This window comes from Gilliamella sp. Choc5-1 (assembly GCF_001690595.1).
In the GTDB taxonomy this organism is placed as follows: Bacteria; Pseudomonadota; Gammaproteobacteria; order Enterobacterales; family Orbaceae; genus Gilliamella; species Gilliamella apicola_M.
Window position 1 is genome coordinate 16426 of the sequence record NZ_LZHH01000086.1, and the last position, 20674, is coordinate 37099.

The window sequence follows — 20674 nt, forward strand, 5'->3', positions numbered from 1 at the left end:
AACAAATTTATTTTTTGTGGATAACTCTGTGATAAAACGAGATCATAAGTTGTTATAAGCCTATTAACAACCTAAGAAACAAAAAGAACTGTGAATAACAATAGTACTTATAAACAGAATTAAAACAAAAAAGATCCGATCAACTAACATAATTTAGTGATCGTTAAGATCCAATAAAATAAAGATAAAATTATTTTATCCACAGAAACGATCCAAATTAATAATAATAAAAATAAAAAGATAATCTAAAAGATCTTATTTTATTTAAAGCGCGATCAAAATAGATCATTTGACGTAATCAAAAAGATGAGTAAAATTCCCTACGCTAAATAAATCAAATCACCCGATCTAAAATAGAGATCACCTGTACACAAAATAAATACGAGGCTTTTTATGTTTTATCCAGATCTTTTTGATGTCATCATTGTTGGTGGCGGTCATGCAGGAACAGAAGCAGCAATGGCATCAGCAAGAATGGGGCGAAAAACACTACTTTTAACCCATAATATCAATACATTAGGACAAATGTCTTGTAATCCTGCCATTGGTGGTATAGGCAAAGGTCATTTGGTAAAAGAAATTGATGCAATGGGTGGCTTAATGGCACACGCTATCGATCATGCTGGGATCCAATTTAGGATCTTAAATAGCAGTAAAGGACCTGCAGTTAGGGCTACAAGAGCACAAGCAGATCGATCACTATATTGCAAAGTGATCCGAACTACACTTGAAAATCAAGAAAATTTAATGCTTTTTCAACAATCTGTTGAAGATGTGATCATCGAAAACGATCAGATCGTAGGTGTAAAAACCCAAATGGGAGTATGCTTTAAAGCTAAAACAGTCGTATTAACAACAGGCACCTTTTTAGACGGAAAGATCCATATAGGACTTAATAATTACAGTGGTGGACGTACAGGCGATCCTGCTTCGATCGGCTTATCAAAATCACTTCATCAATATCCATTTAGAATGGGACGATTAAAAACTGGTACCCCACCACGAATTGATGCGAGAACAATTGATTTTTCAAAATTAGGTACACAATATGGTGATGATCCTGTTCCTGTATTCTCATTTTTAGGTAATGCAAACGAACATCCTAAACAAATTCCTTGCTATATAACAAGCACTAACGAAACAACGCACGAGATCATCCGAAATAGTTTAGATCGTAGTCCCATGTATACAGGTGTTATAGAAGGAGTTGGTCCAAGATACTGCCCATCTATTGAAGACAAAATTATGCGTTTTGCGGATCGTAATTCTCATCAGATCTATTTAGAACCTGAAGGATTAGATAGCAACGAAATATATCCAAATGGGATCTCAACAAGTTTACCATTTGATACACAATTAGCATTTGTACGCAGTATGAAAGGATTAGAAAATGCTAATATTGTCAGACCTGGTTATGCGATCGAATATGATTATTTTGATCCAAGGGATCTTAAACCAACACTTGAAAGTAAAGTTATTAAAGGTCTCTTTTTAGCAGGACAGATCAACGGAACAACTGGCTATGAAGAAGCCGCAGCTCAAGGAATGCTTGCTGGTTTAAATGCAGCACGTTTTGCATATGATCAAGATCAATGGTATCCAAGCCGTGATCAAGCCTATTTAGGGGTATTAGTTGATGATCTTTGTACTCTTGGTACTAACGAACCTTATCGCATGTTTACCTCGCGTGCTGAATATCGTTTAATGTTACGTGAAGACAATGCTGATATTCGCTTAACTGAGATTGGCCGCAAGCTAGGTATGGTTGATGATTATCGCTGGCAACGTTTTAACGAAAAATTTGAAGCTATTGAACAAGAAAGAGCAAGATTACGTGATATATGGGTACATCCTCATATTGAAAGCATTGACGAAGTAAATGCCGTGTTAAGTGCTAATTTGACTAAAGAAGCCAATGGAGAAGAGCTACTTAAGCGACCTGAAATGAGTTATAACACATTGAAATCGCTTTCATTATTTGCTCCTGGATTGTCCGACGCACAGGCTGCGGAACAGGTTGAAATTCAAGTTAAATATGATGGATATATAAAACTGCAAATAGAAGAAATTGAACGTCAAAAACGCAATGAAGAAACGCTTATTCCTGAGCATATTGATTATGCTGAAATATCGGGTTTATCGAACGAAGTTGTGGCTAAATTAAAACAACATAAACCTATTTCAATAGGACAAGCTTCGCGTATATCAGGAATTACTCCTGCTGCGATTTCAATGTTACTAGTTTATTTAAAAAAGAAAAATTATGTTAAAAAAGAAACTCATTAATCTAATAGATCAAACGGATCTTTTGATCTCAGAATCACAAATAGATCAATTGATCCATTATGTTGAAATTCTTAACAAATGGAATAAGACTTACAACTTAACAGCAGTACGAGATCCTAATGAAATGTTAATCAAACATATCATGGATAGCTTAGTTGTATCGCCCTACTTAACTGGCAAAACTTTTATTGATGTTGGAACCGGTCCTGGTTTACCAGGCGTTCCACTAGCAATTATTAACCCAGATAAACAATTTGATTTGGTGGATAGTTTAGGTAAGCGTATTCGATTTTTAAAACAAGTTCAGTTTGAATTAAAGCTAACTAATATAAACCCAATACAAAGCCGAATAGAAGAATATAACGATAAAAAGTTTGATGGAGTTATTAGCCGAGCATTTGCTTCATTGCAAGACATGCTTAGTTGGTGTAAACATCTTCCTAATGAACAAGGAGTTTTTTATGCTCTAAAAGGAAGCGATATAGATCCTATTGCTGATGGTTTTACACTTAAACAAAATATAAAATTGACTATACCAGAATTAGATGCTGAAAGGTGTTTAATTATTATACAATAGTTTTTGTAATTAAATACAAGCTGTTCTGAAACTTTTTATAAATTTAATTCTTGCGTTTTTTCAGATAATCTTTAATACCATCAACAATTGATTTAGATACTTGATTTTGGAATGAAACAGTCTTTAATTTTTTTTCTTCAGTAATATTACTAATAAAGGCTGTTTCGACTAAAACAGATGGAATATCGGGTGCTTTTAACACCGCAAAACCTGCTTTTTCAAGTGATGGTTTATGTAACTTATTGACTCTTTTCATTCGATTTAAAATAGCATTACCAAGTAATACACCATTATTTAATGTTGTTTTTTGAACCAAATCTAAAATGGTATTATCTAAATATTTATCGCCACTACGGCTAACACCGCCTATTTGATCTGCTTCATTTTGAGTTTGGGCCAAATAACTGGCTGCAGAACTACTTGCTCCACCTGTTGATAATGCAAACACAGATGAACCACCGACAGAACGATTAGCAAAAGCATCTGCATGAATAGAAATAAATAGATCTGCATGGAGTGAACGAGCTTTAGCAACTCGTACTTTTAATGGGATAAAAACATCTTCATTACGGGTCATGTAGACTTTTATATTCGGTTCTTTCTTAAGTAAATTATAAGTACGACGTGCAATTTGCAAAACAATATCTTTTTCACGTGTTTTATTGTAGCCAATAGCGCCAGGATCTTCTCCACCGTGTCCAGGATCAAGCACGACAATAACGGGAGCATTTTTACTCTTATTGGTTGGTGTTTTTATACCAGATTGCTTTTTATTGAGATCACCTTTTTTATATTCTTCTAAAAGCGCAAGTAAAGGGTCGTCATCGGTGCTTGAAGCTGGTTTAGAAGGATAAAGATCCATCACTAACCGATGTTTAAATTTTGCTATCGGGGATAAAGTAAAAGTATTAGGCTTAACACCCTGTTTTAATTCGATCAAAATTCTAACTGTTTTTGGATCACGTTGAACAACGCGTATCGATTTAATATAAGGATCATGCTTTAATACTTTTGAAGAGATATTTTTTAATATTGGATTCAAATTAATATTGTTGATATCAATAGCGATTCTATTAGGATTACTCAATAAAAAGTGTTTGTATTTTAAGCTAATATTTGATTCTAAAGTGATTCTTGTATAGGTTGATGAAGGCCACACACGTACAGCAATAACTTGTGCCATTGTTGCAGCAAAGCCTATACGAGTGACAGATAATAAACAAGTCGCAATAATACCTTTAACTAATAGGCGCTTTGTAGGACTAAATGTCTTTGACATACTTGATCTAAACACTTTACTTTCTATATGAGTTAGTCGCGAATAATAACATAAAAGATAAAGATCTTAAAAAGAATGATTCTTATCTTCGTCTAATATTTTTATAAATAATAGATCGATATTTTATGCTATAGCTAAATTAATATTTAATAAAAAATTCTATCATTTTAATACTTTTGATTTTATTAGTTTTATTTAGTTTAGCATTAAAAATACATTTCGTAATAACATAAATAAAAAAACCTATAAAAAAAGAACTCAAAAAAGCTATCTAGCGTTTTGTATTGTAATTTTCTAATTTATTATAGACCCTACAATAACAAAAGATTACAATATGGCACGCTAAAATCGCGGATTTAAACCCGTTTTCATTTTAACAATTAATATAGCTGAGTTATTGATGAGCAAAAAATTACATATCAAAACTTGGGGCTGCCAAATGAACGAATATGATTCGACAAAAATGGCTGATCTCCTTGAATCTACTCACGGATTAACCTTAACAGACAACGCTGAAGAAGCTGATATCTTATTACTTAACACTTGTTCTATTAGAGAAAAAGCTCAAGAAAAAGTCTTCCACCAGTTAGGTCGTTGGAAAAACTTAAAACAGCATAATCCAAATATCATTATAGGTGTAGGCGGTTGTGTAGCATCACAAGAAGGCGCACATATACGCAAACGAGCACCATTTGTAGATATTATTTTTGGACCACAAACATTTCATCGATTGCCTGAAATGATAGAACAAATAAAAAGTGGTAACGGTAATCATGTGGTTGATGTTAGCTTTCCAGAAATAGAAAAGTTTGATCGATTGCCTGAACCACGTAGTGAAGGTCCAACAGCATTTGTTTCAATTATGGAAGGATGTAATAAATATTGTACTTATTGCGTAGTTCCTTACACTCGAGGTGAAGAAGTTAGTCGACCTTGTGATGATGTTATTTATGAAATAGCTCAGCTTGCTGAGCAAGGTGTACGTGAAGTCAATCTATTAGGTCAAAATGTAAATGCATATCGTGGACCGACATTCGATGGTGATATCTGTTCCTTTGCTGAATTACTACGCTTAGTTGCAGCCATTGATGGTATAGATCGTATTCGTTTTACAACTAGCCATCCAATCGAATTTACAGATGATATTATTGATGTTTATCGTGACACACCAGAACTAGTAAATTTTTTACATTTACCAGTACAAAGTGGATCAGATCGTGTATTAAACTTAATGAAACGTACGCATACTGCACTTGAATATAAATCAATTATTCGAAAACTACGCAAAGTACGACCAGATATTCAAATTAGCTCCGATTTTATTGTTGGTTTCCCAGGTGAAACACAAGAAGACTTTGAACAAACCATGAAGTTAATTGCCGATGTTAATTTTGATTTAAGTTACAGTTTTGTCTATTCAGCACGTCCAGGTACGCCAGCTGCTGAAATGGAAGATAATGTTTCGGAAGAAGAAAAAAAACAAAGACTATACATTCTTCAAGAGCGAATTAACCAACAAGCTATGCAATTTAGCCGTCGTATGTTAAATACCGTGCAACGTATTTTGGTTGAAGGTCCATCCAAAAAAGATCTTATGGAATTAACAGGCCGAACTGAAAATAATAGAATTGTTAACTTTGAAGGTCGCCCTGAAATGATTGGTAAATTTGTTGATGTTGAAATTACCGATGTTTATCCAAATTCATTGCGTGGCAAAGTAGTTAGAACTGAAGATGAAATGGATCTACGCGTAAGCGAATCACCAATGTCAGTTATATCTCGAACCCGAAAGGAAAATGATTTAGGTGTTGGTATTTATCAACCATAAAAACAAAACGTAAAATATTTAGTTATTTATTTTAAATAGAAATTAAAAAGTTATTAAATAAGAAAATAGGAAAGAAAAAATGTTTATTATTTTTGGTACTCGTGGAAGAGAAGTCAACGAACGTGGTGGACAATTTAATTGTCCTAATTGTTGCTCACAACAAAATATTACTACTGACGAAAAACAACAGAAATACACACAAATAAAAGTAGCAAAATATTTTACATTATTTTTTATTCCTATTTTTAGTTACTCTACCTTAGGTCGTTATATAAAATGTAATCAATGCAATAACGATTATAACGAAAATGTGCTCGACTATGTACCGCCAACATTTGAAGAACAAATAGCTTCATATGTTGAACAAGAGTTAAAAAGTGGAACACCTATTTCAATGTTGGTTAATAAATTGAAATCACAAGGATTTGATGAAAATCAATCAACAAGTGCAGTAAATAATGTTGTTAACGGAAATATAGTTTCTTGTCATCAATGTAAAATGGATTTTATAAAAGGCGTTGAAAAATGTTCTTTATGTGAACAGCGTCTGAGCAATTAAAATTAATTGAATAGAGGTTTTATTTTTGAATATTACAACACAAGAAACCATACTTGAGCCCGCTGATAATCAGCGGCTTAATAGTCTTTGTGGTCCTTATAATGACAATATAAAACAGTTAGAACGTCGGCTTGGTATTGAAATTAATCATCGAGGTAATTTATTTTCAATAACTGGTGATGATATTTGTGTTCGAGCGACTATTGATATTTTGCAATCTCTTTATAAACAAACCAAAATCAAAGACAAAATAATTGATATTGAACCAGAACAAATTCATTTAGCTATCAAAGAGACAGGTGCGCTTGAAAAAGTGAGTGAACACTTACCTAGTTATGTTGATCATCAAGGCGGAAAGCTAGTGATGATAAAAACTAAGCGAGGTATAATTAAACCCCGAACAGCGAACCAAGCACAATACATAGCTCATGTTTTGGATTACGACATTTCTTTTGGTATAGGGCCTGCTGGAACAGGTAAAACTTATTTAGCGGTAGCCGCTGCAGTTGATGCGCTCGAAAAACAACAGATTCGTCGTATTGTACTAACTCGACCAGCAGTCGAAGCTGGTGAAAAACTTGGCTTTTTACCAGGCGATTTAAGCCAAAAAGTGGATCCTTACTTACGTCCACTTTATGATGCTTTATTTGAAATGTTAGGTTTTGAAAAAGTCGAAAAATTAATTGAAAAAAGTGTGATTGAAGTGGCGCCACTCGCTTATATGCGTGGACGAACATTAAATGATGCATTTATTATTCTTGATGAAAGCCAAAATACAACGATTGAACAAATGAAAATGTTTTTAACTCGAATTGGTTTTAATTCGAAAGCGGTAATAACAGGTGATATTACTCAAATCGATTTACCGCGTAATCAAAAATCTGGGTTACGTCATGCAATAGAAGTATTAAGCCAAGTTGATGAAATTAGTTTTAATTTTTTTAATAGTGAAGATGTCGTGCGCCACCCAGTAGTTGCTAGAATTGTTAATGCTTACGAAAAATGGGAAGAACAGCAACATATGCAACATAAGTTGCAGCATACAGAAAGAAGTATTTAGAGGAGTACTATTATCTCTATCTCAAGTAAAAAAAAGAAAACTAAGATTCGAGATCATTCCGCGGAAGCAAATTTGTTTTTACGCCGAGCACTGTTTTCTTTTATTGTCATTATTATTTTAATTATCATATTGATTGCAAACTTAGCTGGTTTACAGATTTTGAATTATAGCTATTACACTACTAAATCTAATGATAATCGTATTGAAATTATTCCTATTCCACCTAATCGTGGCATGATTTATGATCGTAATGGTACGCCATTAGCGATTAATAATATTACATATCAATTAAATATTATTCCTGATAAAACTAAAAACCTCAATGAACAATTTGAGCAATTAAAAAAAATTGTTGATTTGACAGATGAAGATATTGAAACATTTCAAAAAGAACGACGCAATTATAGAGCTCATCGTCCAGTACCGCTAAAAGATAATTTAACCGAAAAACAAATAGCTCGTTTTGTTGTAGATCAACATCGTTTTCCGTTTGTTTCTATTGTAGGTATACAGCATCGTTATTATCCTTATGGATCATCACTGACCCATATTCTTGGCTATATCTCTAAAATTAATAGCCAAGATAAACAGCGATTAGAAGATGAAAATAAAGCAAGTGATTATGTGGCAACTTTTAATATTGGTAAAATGGGAATAGAAAAGTACTACGAAGACGTATTACACGGAACCCCTGGTTATGAAAAGGTTGAAGTCAATAGTCGAGGACGCATTGTTCGACAGTTGAATAAAAAATCACCTCAATCAGGTGAAGATATCTATTTATCTATCAACCTTAAATTGCAACTCTATATTGAGCAATTATTGGCTGGGCGTAAAGCTGCTGTAGTGGCTATTGATCCCAATAATGGTGAAATTTTAGCCTTAGTTTCAAGCCCAAGTTATGACTCCAACCTTTTTGTAGGAGGAATATCAAGCACTAAATATAGTGAATTGCTTAAAGATCCAAGCAAACCTCTTTTTAATCGCGCTTTACTGGGTGCTTACCCTCCCGCTTCTACTGTTAAACCATTTATTTCTATTGCCGCTTTAAGTGAAGGCGTGGTTACACCAAAAAGCGTGGTTAATGATCCTGGTTGGTGGCAACTACCTGGTACTGAACGGCGTTATCGTGATTGGTTAAAATGGGGACATGGTCGAGTTGATGTATTAAGAGCAATTGAAGAATCGGTTGATACCTATTTTTACCAAGTCGCTTATGATATGGGCATTGATCGCCTAAATTTATGGATGAGTAAATTTGGTTATGGTCAGCGAACTGGCATTGATATATCATCAAATGAAGAAACACGAGCAGTTATGCCTAGTCGTGAATGGAAAATAAAACGACATAAAAAGTCTTGGTTACAAGGCGATACTATTCCAGTTGGTATAGGACAAGGTTATTGGACTGCAACGCCTATCCAAATGGCTAAAGCATTAACGACATTAATTAATAATGGTAAAACTTATACTCCTCATTTTTTATTATATAAAAGGAGTGATATTTTAAATTCAAATGAACATCAACCAACAATTAATCCTGAAAAATATCTAGAAGATAATAGTTTAGTTAATATTAAATCAGATTATTGGAATCTAGCTAAAGAAGGTATGCATCGAGTTATGTTTGGTGCACGAGGAACAGCACGTAAAATTTATGCTGATGCAAAATATCAAGCAGCAGGAAAATCGGGAACAGCACAAGTTTATGGCTTAAAGCAAGATGAAATCTATAACGCCCATAAAATTCCAGAGCACTTGCGTGATCATGCATTGTTTATTGCTTACGCCCCTTATGATAAACCAAAAATCGCATTAGCCATTGTTTTAGAAAACGGAGGAGGAGGCAGCTCGAATGGTGGCGCTGTGGCGCGTAAAATCTTAGATTTTTACCTATTAGGCAATAATTCCACCGAGCTTATTAATGAATTATCATCCAATACAGGAACAGAGGACTAATAATGAATAATATAAAAAAAAGTTTTTGGCAAAAAATACATATTGATCCCCTGTTCTTTTTATTCATTACATTATTACTTGGTTATAGTCTTTATATTCTTTGGAGTGCAACAGGAAAAAATATTGATATGCTAGAAAAGCGAGTAATACAAATATTGCTTGGTTTTGTAGTCATGATTGTATTGGCGCAGTTTTCTCCCCGAACTTACGAGAAGTGGGCGCCTTATTTGTATGTCGTTTGTATTTTAATCTTATTACTGGTGGATATTTTTGGTTATACCAGCAAAGGTGCCCAGCGATGGCTAGATTTAGGTATATTGCGATTTCAACCCTCTGAAATTGCTAAAATTGCCGTACCACTAATGGTTGCTAAATTCATTCATCGTGATGGATGTCCACCACCATTAAAAACTACGCTACAAACACTTGTTATCATTGGCGTACCGACATTACTGGTTGCTATGCAACCTGATTTAGGAACAGCTATTTTGATTGTCATGTCTGGTATTTTTATTATTTTTTTAGCAGGTATAAATTGGCGTTATATTCTTATTGCGCTTATTTTAATTGCTATATTTTTACCGATTATGTGGTTTTGTTTAATGCATGATTATCAGCAAACACGTGTACTTATGCTTATTAATCCTGAACTTGATCCAAATGGAGCTGGCTATCATATTATTCAATCTAAAACAGCAATTGGATCGGGCGGTATATGGGGAAAAGGTTGGCTTGAAGGCACGCAGTCACAACTAGAGTTTTTACCTGAACGCCATACTGACTTTATCTTTTCAGTTATTGCTGAAGAGTTTGGTTTTATTGGCTCCATCATTTTATTAATTCTGTTTTTATGCCTAATTGTGCGTGGGCTGTTTATTGCTGCACGGGCGCAAACTACCTTTGGTCGAATCCTTTCTGGCGGGCTTATTTTAGTATTTTTTATTTATGTGTTCATTAATATTGGTATGGTCAGTGGAATCTTGCCAGTAGTTGGTGTACCATTACCGCTAATAAGTTATGGTGGCTCTTCTTTAGTGGTATTAATGGCCGGTTTTGGCATTATTATGTCTATTCATACTCATCGATATATGTTATCTAAAAATATTTAACGGAATTTAAATAAATGAAAAAGAAATTTAAATTATCTTTTGCTTTATTAGCGCTTACAATTTGTTCATCAGTATCAGCTCAAATGCCTTTCCCTATTCCTGCTATTCCACAATTAGACGCAGAAGCTTATATTTTAATTGATGCAAAATCAGGCGAAATTTTAGCACAATATAATGCTGAGCAGCAGCGCGATCCGGCAAGTTTAACTAAAATGATGACCAGTTATGTGGTTGGTCAAGCGTTACGATCAGGACGCATAAAAAATGATGATATGGTTGTTGTTAGTAAAGATGCTTGGGCAACGGGTAACCCAGTATTAAAAGGGTCATCATTAATGTTTTTAGAAGTCGGTAAAACGGTTTCTGTTTCTGATCTTAACAAAGGCATAATTATTCAATCAGGCAATGATGCTTGTATTGCCATGGCTGAACATGTAGCAGGTAGTCAAGGTGCATTTGTTAACCTAATGAATGATTATGCAAAAAAAATTGGACTAAACCATACACATTTTGAAACTGTACACGGACTTGATGCGCCAGGACAATACACCACAGCCAAAGATATGGCATATTTAGGGCAAGCATTAATTCGCGACTTACCCGAAGAATATTCTATTTATAAACAAAAAGAATTTACCTACACTTTGTCCAAACCACAATTAAACCGAAATGGATTACTTTGGGACACAACATTAAACGTTGATGGTATAAAAACGGGTCATACTAATGCCGCAGGCTACAATTTAGTTGCCTCAGCGGTAGAAGGCAACACTCGCTTAATTTCAGCAGTACTGGGAGGGCGTACATTTAAAGGTCGTGAAGCAGAAAGTAAAAAACTCTTAGTTTGGGGATTTCGATTTTTTGAAACCGCAAATCCAGTAAAAGCAGGTAATCCAGTTGTTACTGAATCAATTTGGTATGGTAATCAAAATAAAATCCAACTTGGTGCCGTTAATGGAGCATTTATTACCGTACCAAAAGGACGCGCTGCCGATGTACAAGTTGAATATAAAATTGATGGTTATATCTATGCTCCAATCACTAAAGGCAATGCAGTGGGTAAAATGCAGTTTTTATTAGACGGAAAAGTTATTAACGAACAACCGCTTGTTGCTTTACAGGATATTGAAGAAACAGGATTCTTTGGTGAAATATGGGATTGGATAGGTTTGCAGTTCCATAAGTTATTTAACTAGTTTTCATTATCGTTGTTCTGTAAAAATAAGCTTACAGAACAACCTTATCAAAATAATATTATCTAATCAACAGAATAAAAAAATAGACCAAGTCTGTCAAAAAGTTTCAGGAAAGTATAACGTTTAAGTAGTAGGAAAACACCGAGTTGTTTATACTTGATGATTAAAATAATTTTTAAAAAATCATAACATTTTTTTATTGGTGAAATGTTTTCGCCGACTAGCATCTTCTTTGGCAATTTTTCATCTAAATTTCTATCCCGAAGCATTTTATCAATAATTCCACCAATTATTACAATAAATTTTACCCCCTTTAATCTCATTTATTCTTCTTTTATCCAAAATTACACAGGAGTATAATTTGGATATATATTTATTATAACAATGGAAACCTAGGTATGTTTGGTAATAAAACAAATCGTCAAGTCATTATTTGGACAACAATCATTGGTGGCTTTATTAGTGCTTTAGTTAAATGGGGATCAGAAGTTAATATGCCTCCACGAGTACCAGGTGAAATTTCGCCTCCAGCGGCACATATCGATGCATGGCTTGGCTGGCTTGGAATTGATTCTCATTCACTTGATTATATTTATCAAACAGCAACTGTTTCTGGTGCTGTTACGCTTTACCACTGGTTATTTAGTTTTGCTTTTGCCTTTGTTTATGTGGCTGGTGCATATTATTGTAATAAAATTCGATTATGGTACGGTGCACTTTATGGCATAGTTATTACGGTTGTGATGCATGGTTTTTTAATTCCATTACTTGGTTTTCGTCACCCTGCTTATGATGCCGAAGGCACAGTTGGTTGGTTATGGAATTTAAATGGTTATGAGCTTTGGAGCGAAATTTTAGGTCATATCTATTGGGGCGTTTCAATTGAAATTTGTATGATTGCGGTACTTGCCCACTTTTCAAGACCTATTCATGGTGAATGGCGTCAAAAATGATTTAAAGTTATAGAATTAATAATAAATCCTACTATTTAGTGATAGTGGGATTTTTTATTTTATTTGATATAAAAAAAAACTATATCAACCAATAAAAAACAAGAATTATTCAATATCAATTTTTTTTGTTATCTTTTTTATCACTAAAGAAAAACGATAAAAAGGAAATAAAAAATGAATACTGCTGTTATTGGATATCCTCGAGTTGGTAAACTTCGTGAACTTAAATTTGCAACAGAAGCCTATTTTAAAGGTAATAAAACTCAAGCCGAATTATTAAACGAAGCCAAAGCGTTACGAGCTGAGCATTTAAAACAACAAGCTGCTCAAAAAATTGCTTTTATCTCATCTAATGATTTTTCATTCTATGATGCGGTGTTAGATACAGCATGTTTACTTAATGTTATTCCAAAACGTTACCAAGATTTAGGTTTACCTGAACTTGACCGTTATTTTGCCATGGCACGTGGTTATCAGGGCGAAAAAGGTGATGTGCGCGCGCTGGCTATGAAAAAATGGTTTAACACCAATTACCACTATTTAGTACCTGAAATTGAAGATTCAGTACAAATCAAATTAGCGGGCTGTAAACCATTTGACGAATATCAAGAAGCTAAAGCACTAGGCATTCAAACCAAACCAGTTGTGGTTGGGCCATTAACATTTTTTAAATTAGCGCAGTATTTAGGTAAAAAACAGCTTGGTGATTTTAAAGCCGATATTATTAAAGCTTATAAAGACATCATCCAAAAATTTACAACGCTTGGTGCTGAATGGGTCCAAATTGACGAACCCATTTTAGTGACGGATCTAAATAAAGACGATATCGCTTTATTTACCGAACTTTATCAAGCCATTTTATCGGTAAAAGGACAAACTAAGATTGTTTTACAAACTTATTTTGGTGATGTACGTGATTGTTATAAAGAACTTATCGCTTTACCTTTTGATGGTATTGGACTTGATTTTGTTGAAGGTAAACAGTCATTAACTTTGCTTGAAAATAATGGCTTCCCTGCTGATAAAGTGTTATTTGCAGGTGTGGTTAATGGCAAAAATATTTGGAAAAACAATTACCAAAAAACCTTAGCATTACTAGGTAAAATCAAACAAAAAGCCGCAAATATTGTGATAAATACTTCATGCTCATTACTGCATGTTCCTTATACATTGCAAAATGAGACCAAATTAACCATTCAACAACGTGCTTATTTTGCTTTTGCTCAAGAAAAGCTACAAGAACTTGCTGAACTTGGTCAATTATTTAAAGAAGCAAACTCTGAAAATAATGCCGCTTATAAAGCTAACCAAACATTATTTACTCGTGAGCGTGAGGGCGCAAACCAAGCGGTACGCCAAAAAGTGGCTGCATTAAAAGATTCGGACTTTACTCGTTTACCTGAATTTTCAGTGCGTGAAGCGGCGCAGAAAAAGGCCTTTAATTTGCCACTATTACCAACCACTACAATTGGATCATTCCCACAAACGCCTGATGTACGTTTAAATCGTGCAAAATTCAAAAAAGGCGAAATTTGCTTAAATGAATATACCGAATTTAATAAACAAAAAATTGCGCAGTGCATCAAATTACAAGAAGAAATAGGCATTGATGTGTTAGTTCATGGTGAATTTGAACGTAATGACATGGTCGAATATTTTGGCGAAAGTTTAAATGGCTTTGTCTTTACTGAAAAAGCATGGGTACAATCTTATGGTACGCGTTGCGTTAAGCCACCAATTGTTTGGGGTGATATTTCGCGCTCTAAACCGATTACCGTTGAATATTCAAAATACGCACAAAGCCTGACTGATAAACCAGTAAAAGGCATGTTAACCGGCCCTGTGACTATTCTAAATTGGTCATTCCCACGGGAAGATATTTCACAAAAAGAATCAGTATTCCAAATTGGATTAGCCATTGGTGATGAAGTGTTAGATCTTGAAGCTGCAGGTATTAAAGTTATTCAAATTGACGAAGCTGCATTAAAAGAAAAACTACCACTACGTAAAGCCGATTGGAACAGTGAATACCTTGATTGGGCGATTCCTGCATTTAGATTGGTACACAGCAAAGTACAAGCTGATACCCAAATCCACACCCACATGTGTTATAGCGAATTTGCTGACATTATTAAAGATATTGATGCAATGGACGCTGATGTTATTTCGTTCGAGGCTTCTCGCTCTAATTTACAATTGATTGACGTACTAAATGCAAACAATTTTAAAACCGAAGTGGGGCCAGGGGTTTACGACATCCATTCACCACGTGTACCACCAGTAGCTGAAATCAAAGCAACGATTGAAAAGTTACTAGCGAAGATTGATAACCAAAAATTATGGATCAACCCAGATTGCGGTTTAAAAACTCGTGGCGAAAAAGAAGTGGTTGAAAGCTTGCAACACCTTGTTCAAGCTACTTTAGAAGTTAGAAAAACACTGAATTAGGCACTGTTTTTACAAAGTTGTTGTGCTTTTTTATAAAGACGTTGAACTTTGCCTAGCTTTACACTTCCGCCGCCTATTTGGGCGGCGGAAACGTCAATAAGGGAAATAAGCGACCTAACCAATGGATAAAATAAATGAAAACAAATCTATTATTTAATAAAAAAACCGTATTCTCTTTTGAAGTTTTTCCGCCTAAAAAAACCTCGCCATTAGAGACAATTTATAGCACCTTACGGGAACTTGGCTACTTCAAACCTGACTTTATCAGTGTCACTTATGGTGCAGGTGGTAGCTTAAATGGCCAAACCACAATTGATATTGCCCACTCAGTCAAGCACACTTATGGCATTGAAAGCGTCGCTCACTTGCCGGGGATCAATTTTGATAAAGCTGAAATGCAAAAAATCCTACACGATCTTAAATGTGCAGGAATTGATAATGTGCTTGCTTTACGTGGTGACATCAGCCCAAATGTGCAACCTAAAGATGATTTTCGATACGCCAGCGAACTGGTGACATTCATTAAAGAAAACAGTGATTTTAACGTGATTGGTGCATGTTATCCTGAAGGACACCTTGAAGCATCAACCCTAAAACAAGATCTAATTCACTTAAAAGAAAAGGTCAATGCAGGTACCGATCAACTTATTTCACAGCTATTTTTTGATAATGACTATTTTTATACATTTTTAGATAAAGCTCGCGATATTGGCATTAATGTTCCAATAGAAGCAGGCATTATGCCAGTAACCAATAAAAACCAAATTGAGCGCATGGTGTCTATGTGTGGGGTGAATTTACCTAAAAAATTCAAACAAATGATGGAAAAATACGAACACCATCCAGAAGCATTTCGTGATGCCGGTATTGCTTATGCAATCGATCAGATTGTTGATTTGGTTTCGCAAAATGTCAATGGAATTCACTTATACACTATGAACAATAGCTATATAGCAAGACGCATTAGCGAAGCGGTATCTACATTGCTAGCGGTGCCAAAATCGGAATAGTGAATATAAAAACAGGAAAGTATAAACAATGATTTAGAATTGGTTGCGGGGGCTGGATTTGAACCAACGACCTTCGGGTTATGAGCCCGACGAGCTACCAAGCTGCTCCACCCCGCGTCAAAGAGGTGACCATATTATAGTAATTAAATAATAAAGCAATACCCATTTAACTTAAACGGCATATTTTTAAACATTCTTAAGTGAATATAGATTATTTTCTTACATAAATACAAAATTAAATAAGATTTTTTAACAATAACTTTAGCCTTTCACTAACGCCAAAGATAGCTCAAATATTCAGTAGGTTAAAAGAAAAAAGCTTTAATCTGGTTTTTTAGCGAGTTATAAATGGCTTGTAGTAACCATAAAGCATTTAGCTAAATCAGTAACGGTTATTTTTCTTTATGACTCATCTATGGCGTTTTATCTTAGGCTCAATAAATAGTGCAGAACATTTTAATTCTTCAAAATTCAATAAATTATAAATCATATTAACACAAGCATTGGCCATATTTTCAAAATCTTGAGCTATTGCATCTATTGGATAGTACGAGTAATCAAAATAAATATTATAATCGTAAGAGCATAAACAAACCTGTTTGGGATCAGCATTAACAGCAACCAGATAGTTAAGTACTTCTTGTAATAAATTACATGACGGAGTAAAAATAGCTTTAGGTAATCGACCTAATTTCTTATGCACATTTTTGAGTAAATCATATCCTTTATCAGGACAATAAACATCACTCACCAACCAATCAGGATTAACCACTAAACCTGCGTTTTCAAGTCCCTGCTTAAAACCTTCTAATCGTGCCTGAATAGAGGTTAGCCCAATATCACAACCAATAAAATAAAATTCATCAAACTGTTTTGCATATGGTTCAATTAATTTAGCAACCGATTGTGAAGCTTCACTTGTTATAAAAGGTAATTTTGTGTTTTTCAAATAGCGATCAAAAAATAGAACGGGTGTATTTTGGTTAATATCGGCATAAAATTTATCACTATCTAATGAAGTCACCACAATCATTGCATCAACTTTACGTTCAACTAAATTTTGTGCTACTTTGACTTCAACCTCTCTATTATAATGGCTACAAGTAATTAATAATTGGATATTTTTATGACGAAAGGATGATTCTAGATGGTACAAAAACATCGAGAAAAACGAATTTGACATATCTGGAACAATTACGCCAACAGTATTGGTACTATTGGCCTTAATTAAATATCGGCGAATATGAGATTGATTACTATATTGCTGAGCAATAGATAAAACTCGTTGCCTTGTTAGTGGTGAAATACGATATTTTTTATCCCGTTTATTAAAGATATGACTGACGGTTGTTGCCGACACGCCAGCCAAACGAGCAATATCATTGATTTTTAATTTATTACTCGCCATACATCACCTTAAAATTACCGTGGAGTACGCTGTTGCTTGTTTGGAAATATTGGATTGTGATTAACTGACGGATTTTGATACCAATATGCAACACTCGCAATATCATCACTACGTTCATATAATCTTATATCATCATTCCCAATTTGTTGAAAGGCTAGCTTGATATTTTTGTGGAAAGCAATAGGATCTGGTAAATGCCAGCGATATAAACCATGTGAAGGTAAACCATCATCTCCAAAACCATGCACAGGATTTGAATCACCCGTTTGGAAAAAGTCACGTGTTGCGTCTCGATTAGTTTGGTAAGGGTAGCCCATAAATAATGTTTGAAAACATTTTGCTTTTGGTTTACCTTGACTATCACGATTATGAAATGCCCAAGCACCACCAAAATAGTCTTCAGAACCAGTGGAATGTTGAGTTGGATAATCACTATCATCATCAAGATAGAATTTAAATTCACCTTCTCCCCACCAATAACGCTCTAACGCAGTCAAAGCAAGGTAAGTTCCAACATAGTAACCATACCCTTGAACATTATTAAGTATGACATAATCTTGCGCATAATTTGTCATGCGTTGTCGTCGCCACTGAGCATGGAAATATAGAGGTTGTTCAAACGGTTTAGGCATCACAGCATAATTAATTGTAAAAAAGAAATGTTGCAAATCACCTTCATGCTCATTTTGGATTTCGATTCTTGCTTTTTTATTAAATGGCATTCTAAAATAGCTATTAAAACCACCGGTTGGATTAACCACTATTGGTAGTGAATTAATATCACATCTTGCCCCAAAACCATTACAAAAAAAATCTCCTATTGGGCTTTCGACCGAAGGTATTTTTTCATCATCCCAATAAATCCGAATTACAACATCACGTAGCACAAAACTACCATGATGAGTCCTATCTGTTAAGGTAAACCACATATGACGGATTTCACCAGGCCCAGTTATTTCAGCAATAGTTACAGTTTTACCTGCAGGAATTGAAATATACCCTTGCCCTTTTCGACTTGGACCTAAAACACTAGCTTTCATACATGATTTACCTTTATCACCAGTCAGATTTTCTGGCGAAATTGTTCTAGTTTGCTCAAAATTAAATTGTGTTACTGAATTAAATATGTTCATTTTAAATCCTTAGTAAGTGTTATTAAATTCTATTTATTCATGTCTAAAAGTGATTTGTTTTATTTAATATTGCTTATGTTTTGATTAACCAATTTTCTATCACGGTTTAAAAAGATAATGGCAAAAATCATAAATCCTAAAACTACCAAGCCAAGATTATTGAATGTTGTTGCTGCACCAGATGTATCGTAAGTATTACCCACATAAGTTGAGAACAAAATCACACCAACAGATCCAGCAACTTGATAACCAATTAAAAACACTGTTGCAGAAAGACGAGCATTGAAATTGTTATCAATATATTTAAACACTGATACCAAAATTGTTGAAATTTCAAGACAATGCATGAGTTTGATAATAGAAATTATTACAATACTATTGACATGACCAGTTAAGAAAATACGGGAAGCTGAAATAAATGCTGCAAAAATTAATGCATTTTTAGCACCAACACGATTGACCACAAACGGCACACAAAACATGACGGCCGCCTCTAAAAAAACTTGAAAAGAGTTTAATAATCCATACAAACGATAACCATCATTCACATCATTAAATTGTTGGGTAAAATATACAGGAAATAATTGCTGATCATAAATATTATAAAGGCTGTAAGTGCCTAATACATAAATTACAAATATCCAGAATTTTTTTAAGGTAAAGACTGAAATAATTTCATTAAAGGTTAGTTTATCTTTCTTTTGAAATATAACATCAGATGTTTTACTGAGATCTGGTTTAAAATTCAGATTTAGAATCATAAAACAGACACCAACTATCGAAGCAGCCCAAAAATTAAGATGAGGATTGATACTAATTAAAATACCAGCTATAAAAGTACTCACCGCATAAGCAATACACCCCCAAGTTCGACACTGACCAAATTCAAATCCAAATGCTCGGCTAATTTTTTCACAATATGAATCAATTAACCCCATACCCGCAACCCATCCAAAACCTAAAAAGAAGCTACCAAAAATTACACCAATATAAAAACTATGTCGTAATAATGGCTCATAAACATAAATTAATGCAGGTGCAGCACAGGTAATTATGATACTTTGAAACCAGATAAGATGTTTTTTTAGTACTAACTTATCTTGATAAATTCCGTAAATAATCATAATGATTAATGAAATAAAATAGTTAAATGAATAAATGATGCCAGTCTGCTTTGCTGTTAACCCAATTTCTTTACTAAGCCAAATGGCATAAAAAGAAAACACAAAGCTACCAGCTGCGTAATATATAAAGCTATAACATGAAGCAAACCAATAAGTTGGTTTATTATAAAATACATTTGTCATAATTTATCCTTGAAAGAGTGAACCACTACACAACTGAGTATGCAGAGCTAAAAATTTAGCTTTAAAAGGTTTATTGGATAAATGTGATCAGCATCAAATTTATTTTGTTCAATGTAATAGTGAAATATCTGCGTTTTTATTATTTTAAATGTAGGAAGTTATGAGGTTATTTACAGTAATTTGAAAAATTCGTGTTATAAATACCATAAAAATAAAATTAACGCTCTATCACAAACAAGCAATAGGGCACTGATATCATAAAGAAAAATAACTGTCACTAATTTAGCTAAGCGCATAATGGTTGTTAGACCATTTATAACGTGTTAAAGAAAGCCGGCTGAAATTTTTGTCCCTTTAAGTAGTAAAAATGAACGTTATAAAACCATGAGTTAGGGTTTTAAATGTTTGTTTAAAATAAAAAATCTATTAAAAATAAATTTAGACGGTAAACAAAACCGCAAACTAGAGAATATTTGTTTTTTATTATTTATTTGATTTTTTAACATTTTTACATAAACGCAGGGCACTCCTGAAACTTTTTGACAAAAATCACCAGCCTATA

General features: G+C 34.0%; 16 protein-coding genes and 1 tRNA gene. 11 read left to right on the forward strand and 6 right to left on the reverse strand.

Annotation, left to right across the window (positions count from 1 at the left end; translation table 11 throughout):
* The first annotated feature begins 393 nt into the window (after positions 1–393).
* Both mnmG and rsmG read left to right on the forward strand, forming a co-directional pair.
* Positions 394–2286 carry a tRNA uridine-5-carboxymethylaminomethyl(34) synthesis enzyme MnmG gene (mnmG, locus tag A9G35_RS07590; protein WP_065636345.1) on the forward strand — a complete coding sequence of 631 codons (1893 nt, stop codon included), beginning with the start codon at positions 394–396 and terminating at the stop codon, positions 2284–2286.
* On the forward strand, positions 2264–2863 hold the full coding sequence (gene rsmG / locus A9G35_RS07595; protein WP_065636346.1) for a 16S rRNA (guanine(527)-N(7))-methyltransferase RsmG: 600 nt from the start codon (positions 2264–2266) through the stop codon (positions 2861–2863). Before mnmG ends, rsmG begins: the two co-directional genes overlap by 23 nt.
* A 43-nt stretch (positions 2864–2906) precedes the next feature.
* On the opposite strand, the gene A9G35_RS07600 is transcribed toward rsmG, so the two are convergent.
* Positions 2907–4142 carry an N-acetylmuramoyl-L-alanine amidase gene (locus tag A9G35_RS07600; RefSeq protein WP_065636347.1) on the reverse strand — a complete coding sequence of 412 codons (1236 nt, stop codon included), beginning with the start codon at positions 4140–4142 and terminating at the stop codon, positions 2907–2909.
* 400 nt (positions 4143–4542) lie between these two features.
* Between A9G35_RS07600 and miaB the strand changes: the two genes are divergently transcribed.
* The 6 genes from miaB (at position 4543) to A9G35_RS07630 (ending at position 11853) form a co-directional block, all read left to right on the forward strand.
* Positions 4543–5970, forward strand: coding sequence for a tRNA (N6-isopentenyl adenosine(37)-C2)-methylthiotransferase MiaB (gene miaB, locus A9G35_RS07605; protein WP_065636348.1), 1428 nt, complete (start codon positions 4543–4545; stop codon positions 5968–5970).
* Positions 5971–6049: 79 nt separating this feature from the next.
* Positions 6050–6529 carry a hypothetical protein gene (locus A9G35_RS07610; RefSeq protein ID WP_034911954.1) on the forward strand — a complete coding sequence of 160 codons (480 nt, stop codon included), beginning with the start codon at positions 6050–6052 and terminating at the stop codon, positions 6527–6529.
* Positions 6530–6554: 25 nt separating this feature from the next.
* Positions 6555–7589 carry a PhoH family protein gene (locus tag A9G35_RS07615; RefSeq protein WP_065610013.1) on the forward strand — a complete coding sequence of 345 codons (1035 nt, stop codon included), beginning with the start codon at positions 6555–6557 and terminating at the stop codon, positions 7587–7589.
* An 18-nt stretch (positions 7590–7607) separates the two neighbouring features.
* Entirely contained in the window at positions 7608–9548 is a 1941-nt protein-coding gene (gene mrdA / locus A9G35_RS07620; RefSeq protein WP_065636349.1) for a penicillin-binding protein 2, read from the forward strand.
* A 2-nt stretch (positions 9549–9550) separates the two neighbouring features.
* Positions 9551–10657, forward strand: coding sequence for a peptidoglycan glycosyltransferase MrdB (gene mrdB / locus A9G35_RS07625; protein ID WP_065636350.1), 1107 nt, complete (start codon positions 9551–9553; stop codon positions 10655–10657).
* Positions 10658–10671: 14 nt separating this feature from the next.
* The gene (locus A9G35_RS07630) at positions 10672–11853 is read left to right on the forward strand and encodes a serine hydrolase (protein ID WP_065636351.1); all 1182 of its coding nucleotides are present in this window, start codon (positions 10672–10674) and stop codon (positions 11851–11853) included.
* Positions 11854–11915: 62 nt separating this feature from the next.
* On the opposite strand, the gene A9G35_RS07635 is transcribed toward A9G35_RS07630, so the two are convergent.
* Positions 11916–12176 carry a hypothetical protein gene (locus A9G35_RS07635; RefSeq protein ID WP_065636352.1) on the reverse strand — a complete coding sequence of 87 codons (261 nt, stop codon included), beginning with the start codon at positions 12174–12176 and terminating at the stop codon, positions 11916–11918.
* Between the two features lie 75 nt (positions 12177–12251).
* On the opposite strand from A9G35_RS07635, the gene A9G35_RS07640 reads away from it, so the two are divergent.
* The 3 genes from A9G35_RS07640 (at position 12252) to metF (ending at position 16264) form a co-directional block, all read left to right on the forward strand.
* The gene (locus tag A9G35_RS07640) at positions 12252–12806 is read left to right on the forward strand and encodes a YagU family protein (protein WP_065636353.1); all 555 of its coding nucleotides are present in this window, start codon (positions 12252–12254) and stop codon (positions 12804–12806) included.
* A gap of 174 nt (positions 12807–12980) precedes the next feature.
* The gene (gene metE, locus A9G35_RS07645; protein WP_065636354.1) at positions 12981–15254 is read left to right on the forward strand and encodes a 5-methyltetrahydropteroyltriglutamate--homocysteine S-methyltransferase; all 2274 of its coding nucleotides are present in this window, start codon (positions 12981–12983) and stop codon (positions 15252–15254) included.
* A 134-nt stretch (positions 15255–15388) separates the two neighbouring features.
* Positions 15389–16264: a methylenetetrahydrofolate reductase [NAD(P)H] gene (gene metF / locus A9G35_RS07650; protein ID WP_065636355.1), complete on the forward strand. Its 876-nt coding sequence runs from the start codon at positions 15389–15391 to the stop codon at positions 16262–16264.
* Positions 16265–16304: 40 nt separating this feature from the next.
* Here the strand turns inward: metF and A9G35_RS07655 are convergent.
* The 4 genes from A9G35_RS07655 to A9G35_RS07670 form a co-directional block, all read right to left on the reverse strand.
* Positions 16305–16381: transfer RNA gene (locus tag A9G35_RS07655), tRNA-Met, on the reverse strand.
* A 292-nt stretch (positions 16382–16673) separates the two neighbouring features.
* On the reverse strand, positions 16674–17672 hold the full coding sequence (locus A9G35_RS07660) for a substrate-binding domain-containing protein (RefSeq protein WP_065636356.1): 999 nt from the start codon (positions 17670–17672) through the stop codon (positions 16674–16676).
* Between the two features lie 14 nt (positions 17673–17686).
* Positions 17687–18805, reverse strand: a complete 1119-nt coding sequence (locus A9G35_RS07665) for a glycoside hydrolase family 172 protein (RefSeq protein ID WP_065636357.1) — start codon at positions 18803–18805, stop codon at positions 17687–17689.
* Between the two features lie 59 nt (positions 18806–18864).
* Entirely contained in the window at positions 18865–20112 is a 1248-nt protein-coding gene (locus A9G35_RS07670; protein WP_065636358.1) for an oligosaccharide MFS transporter, read from the reverse strand.
* Positions 20113–20674 lie beyond the last annotated feature (562 nt).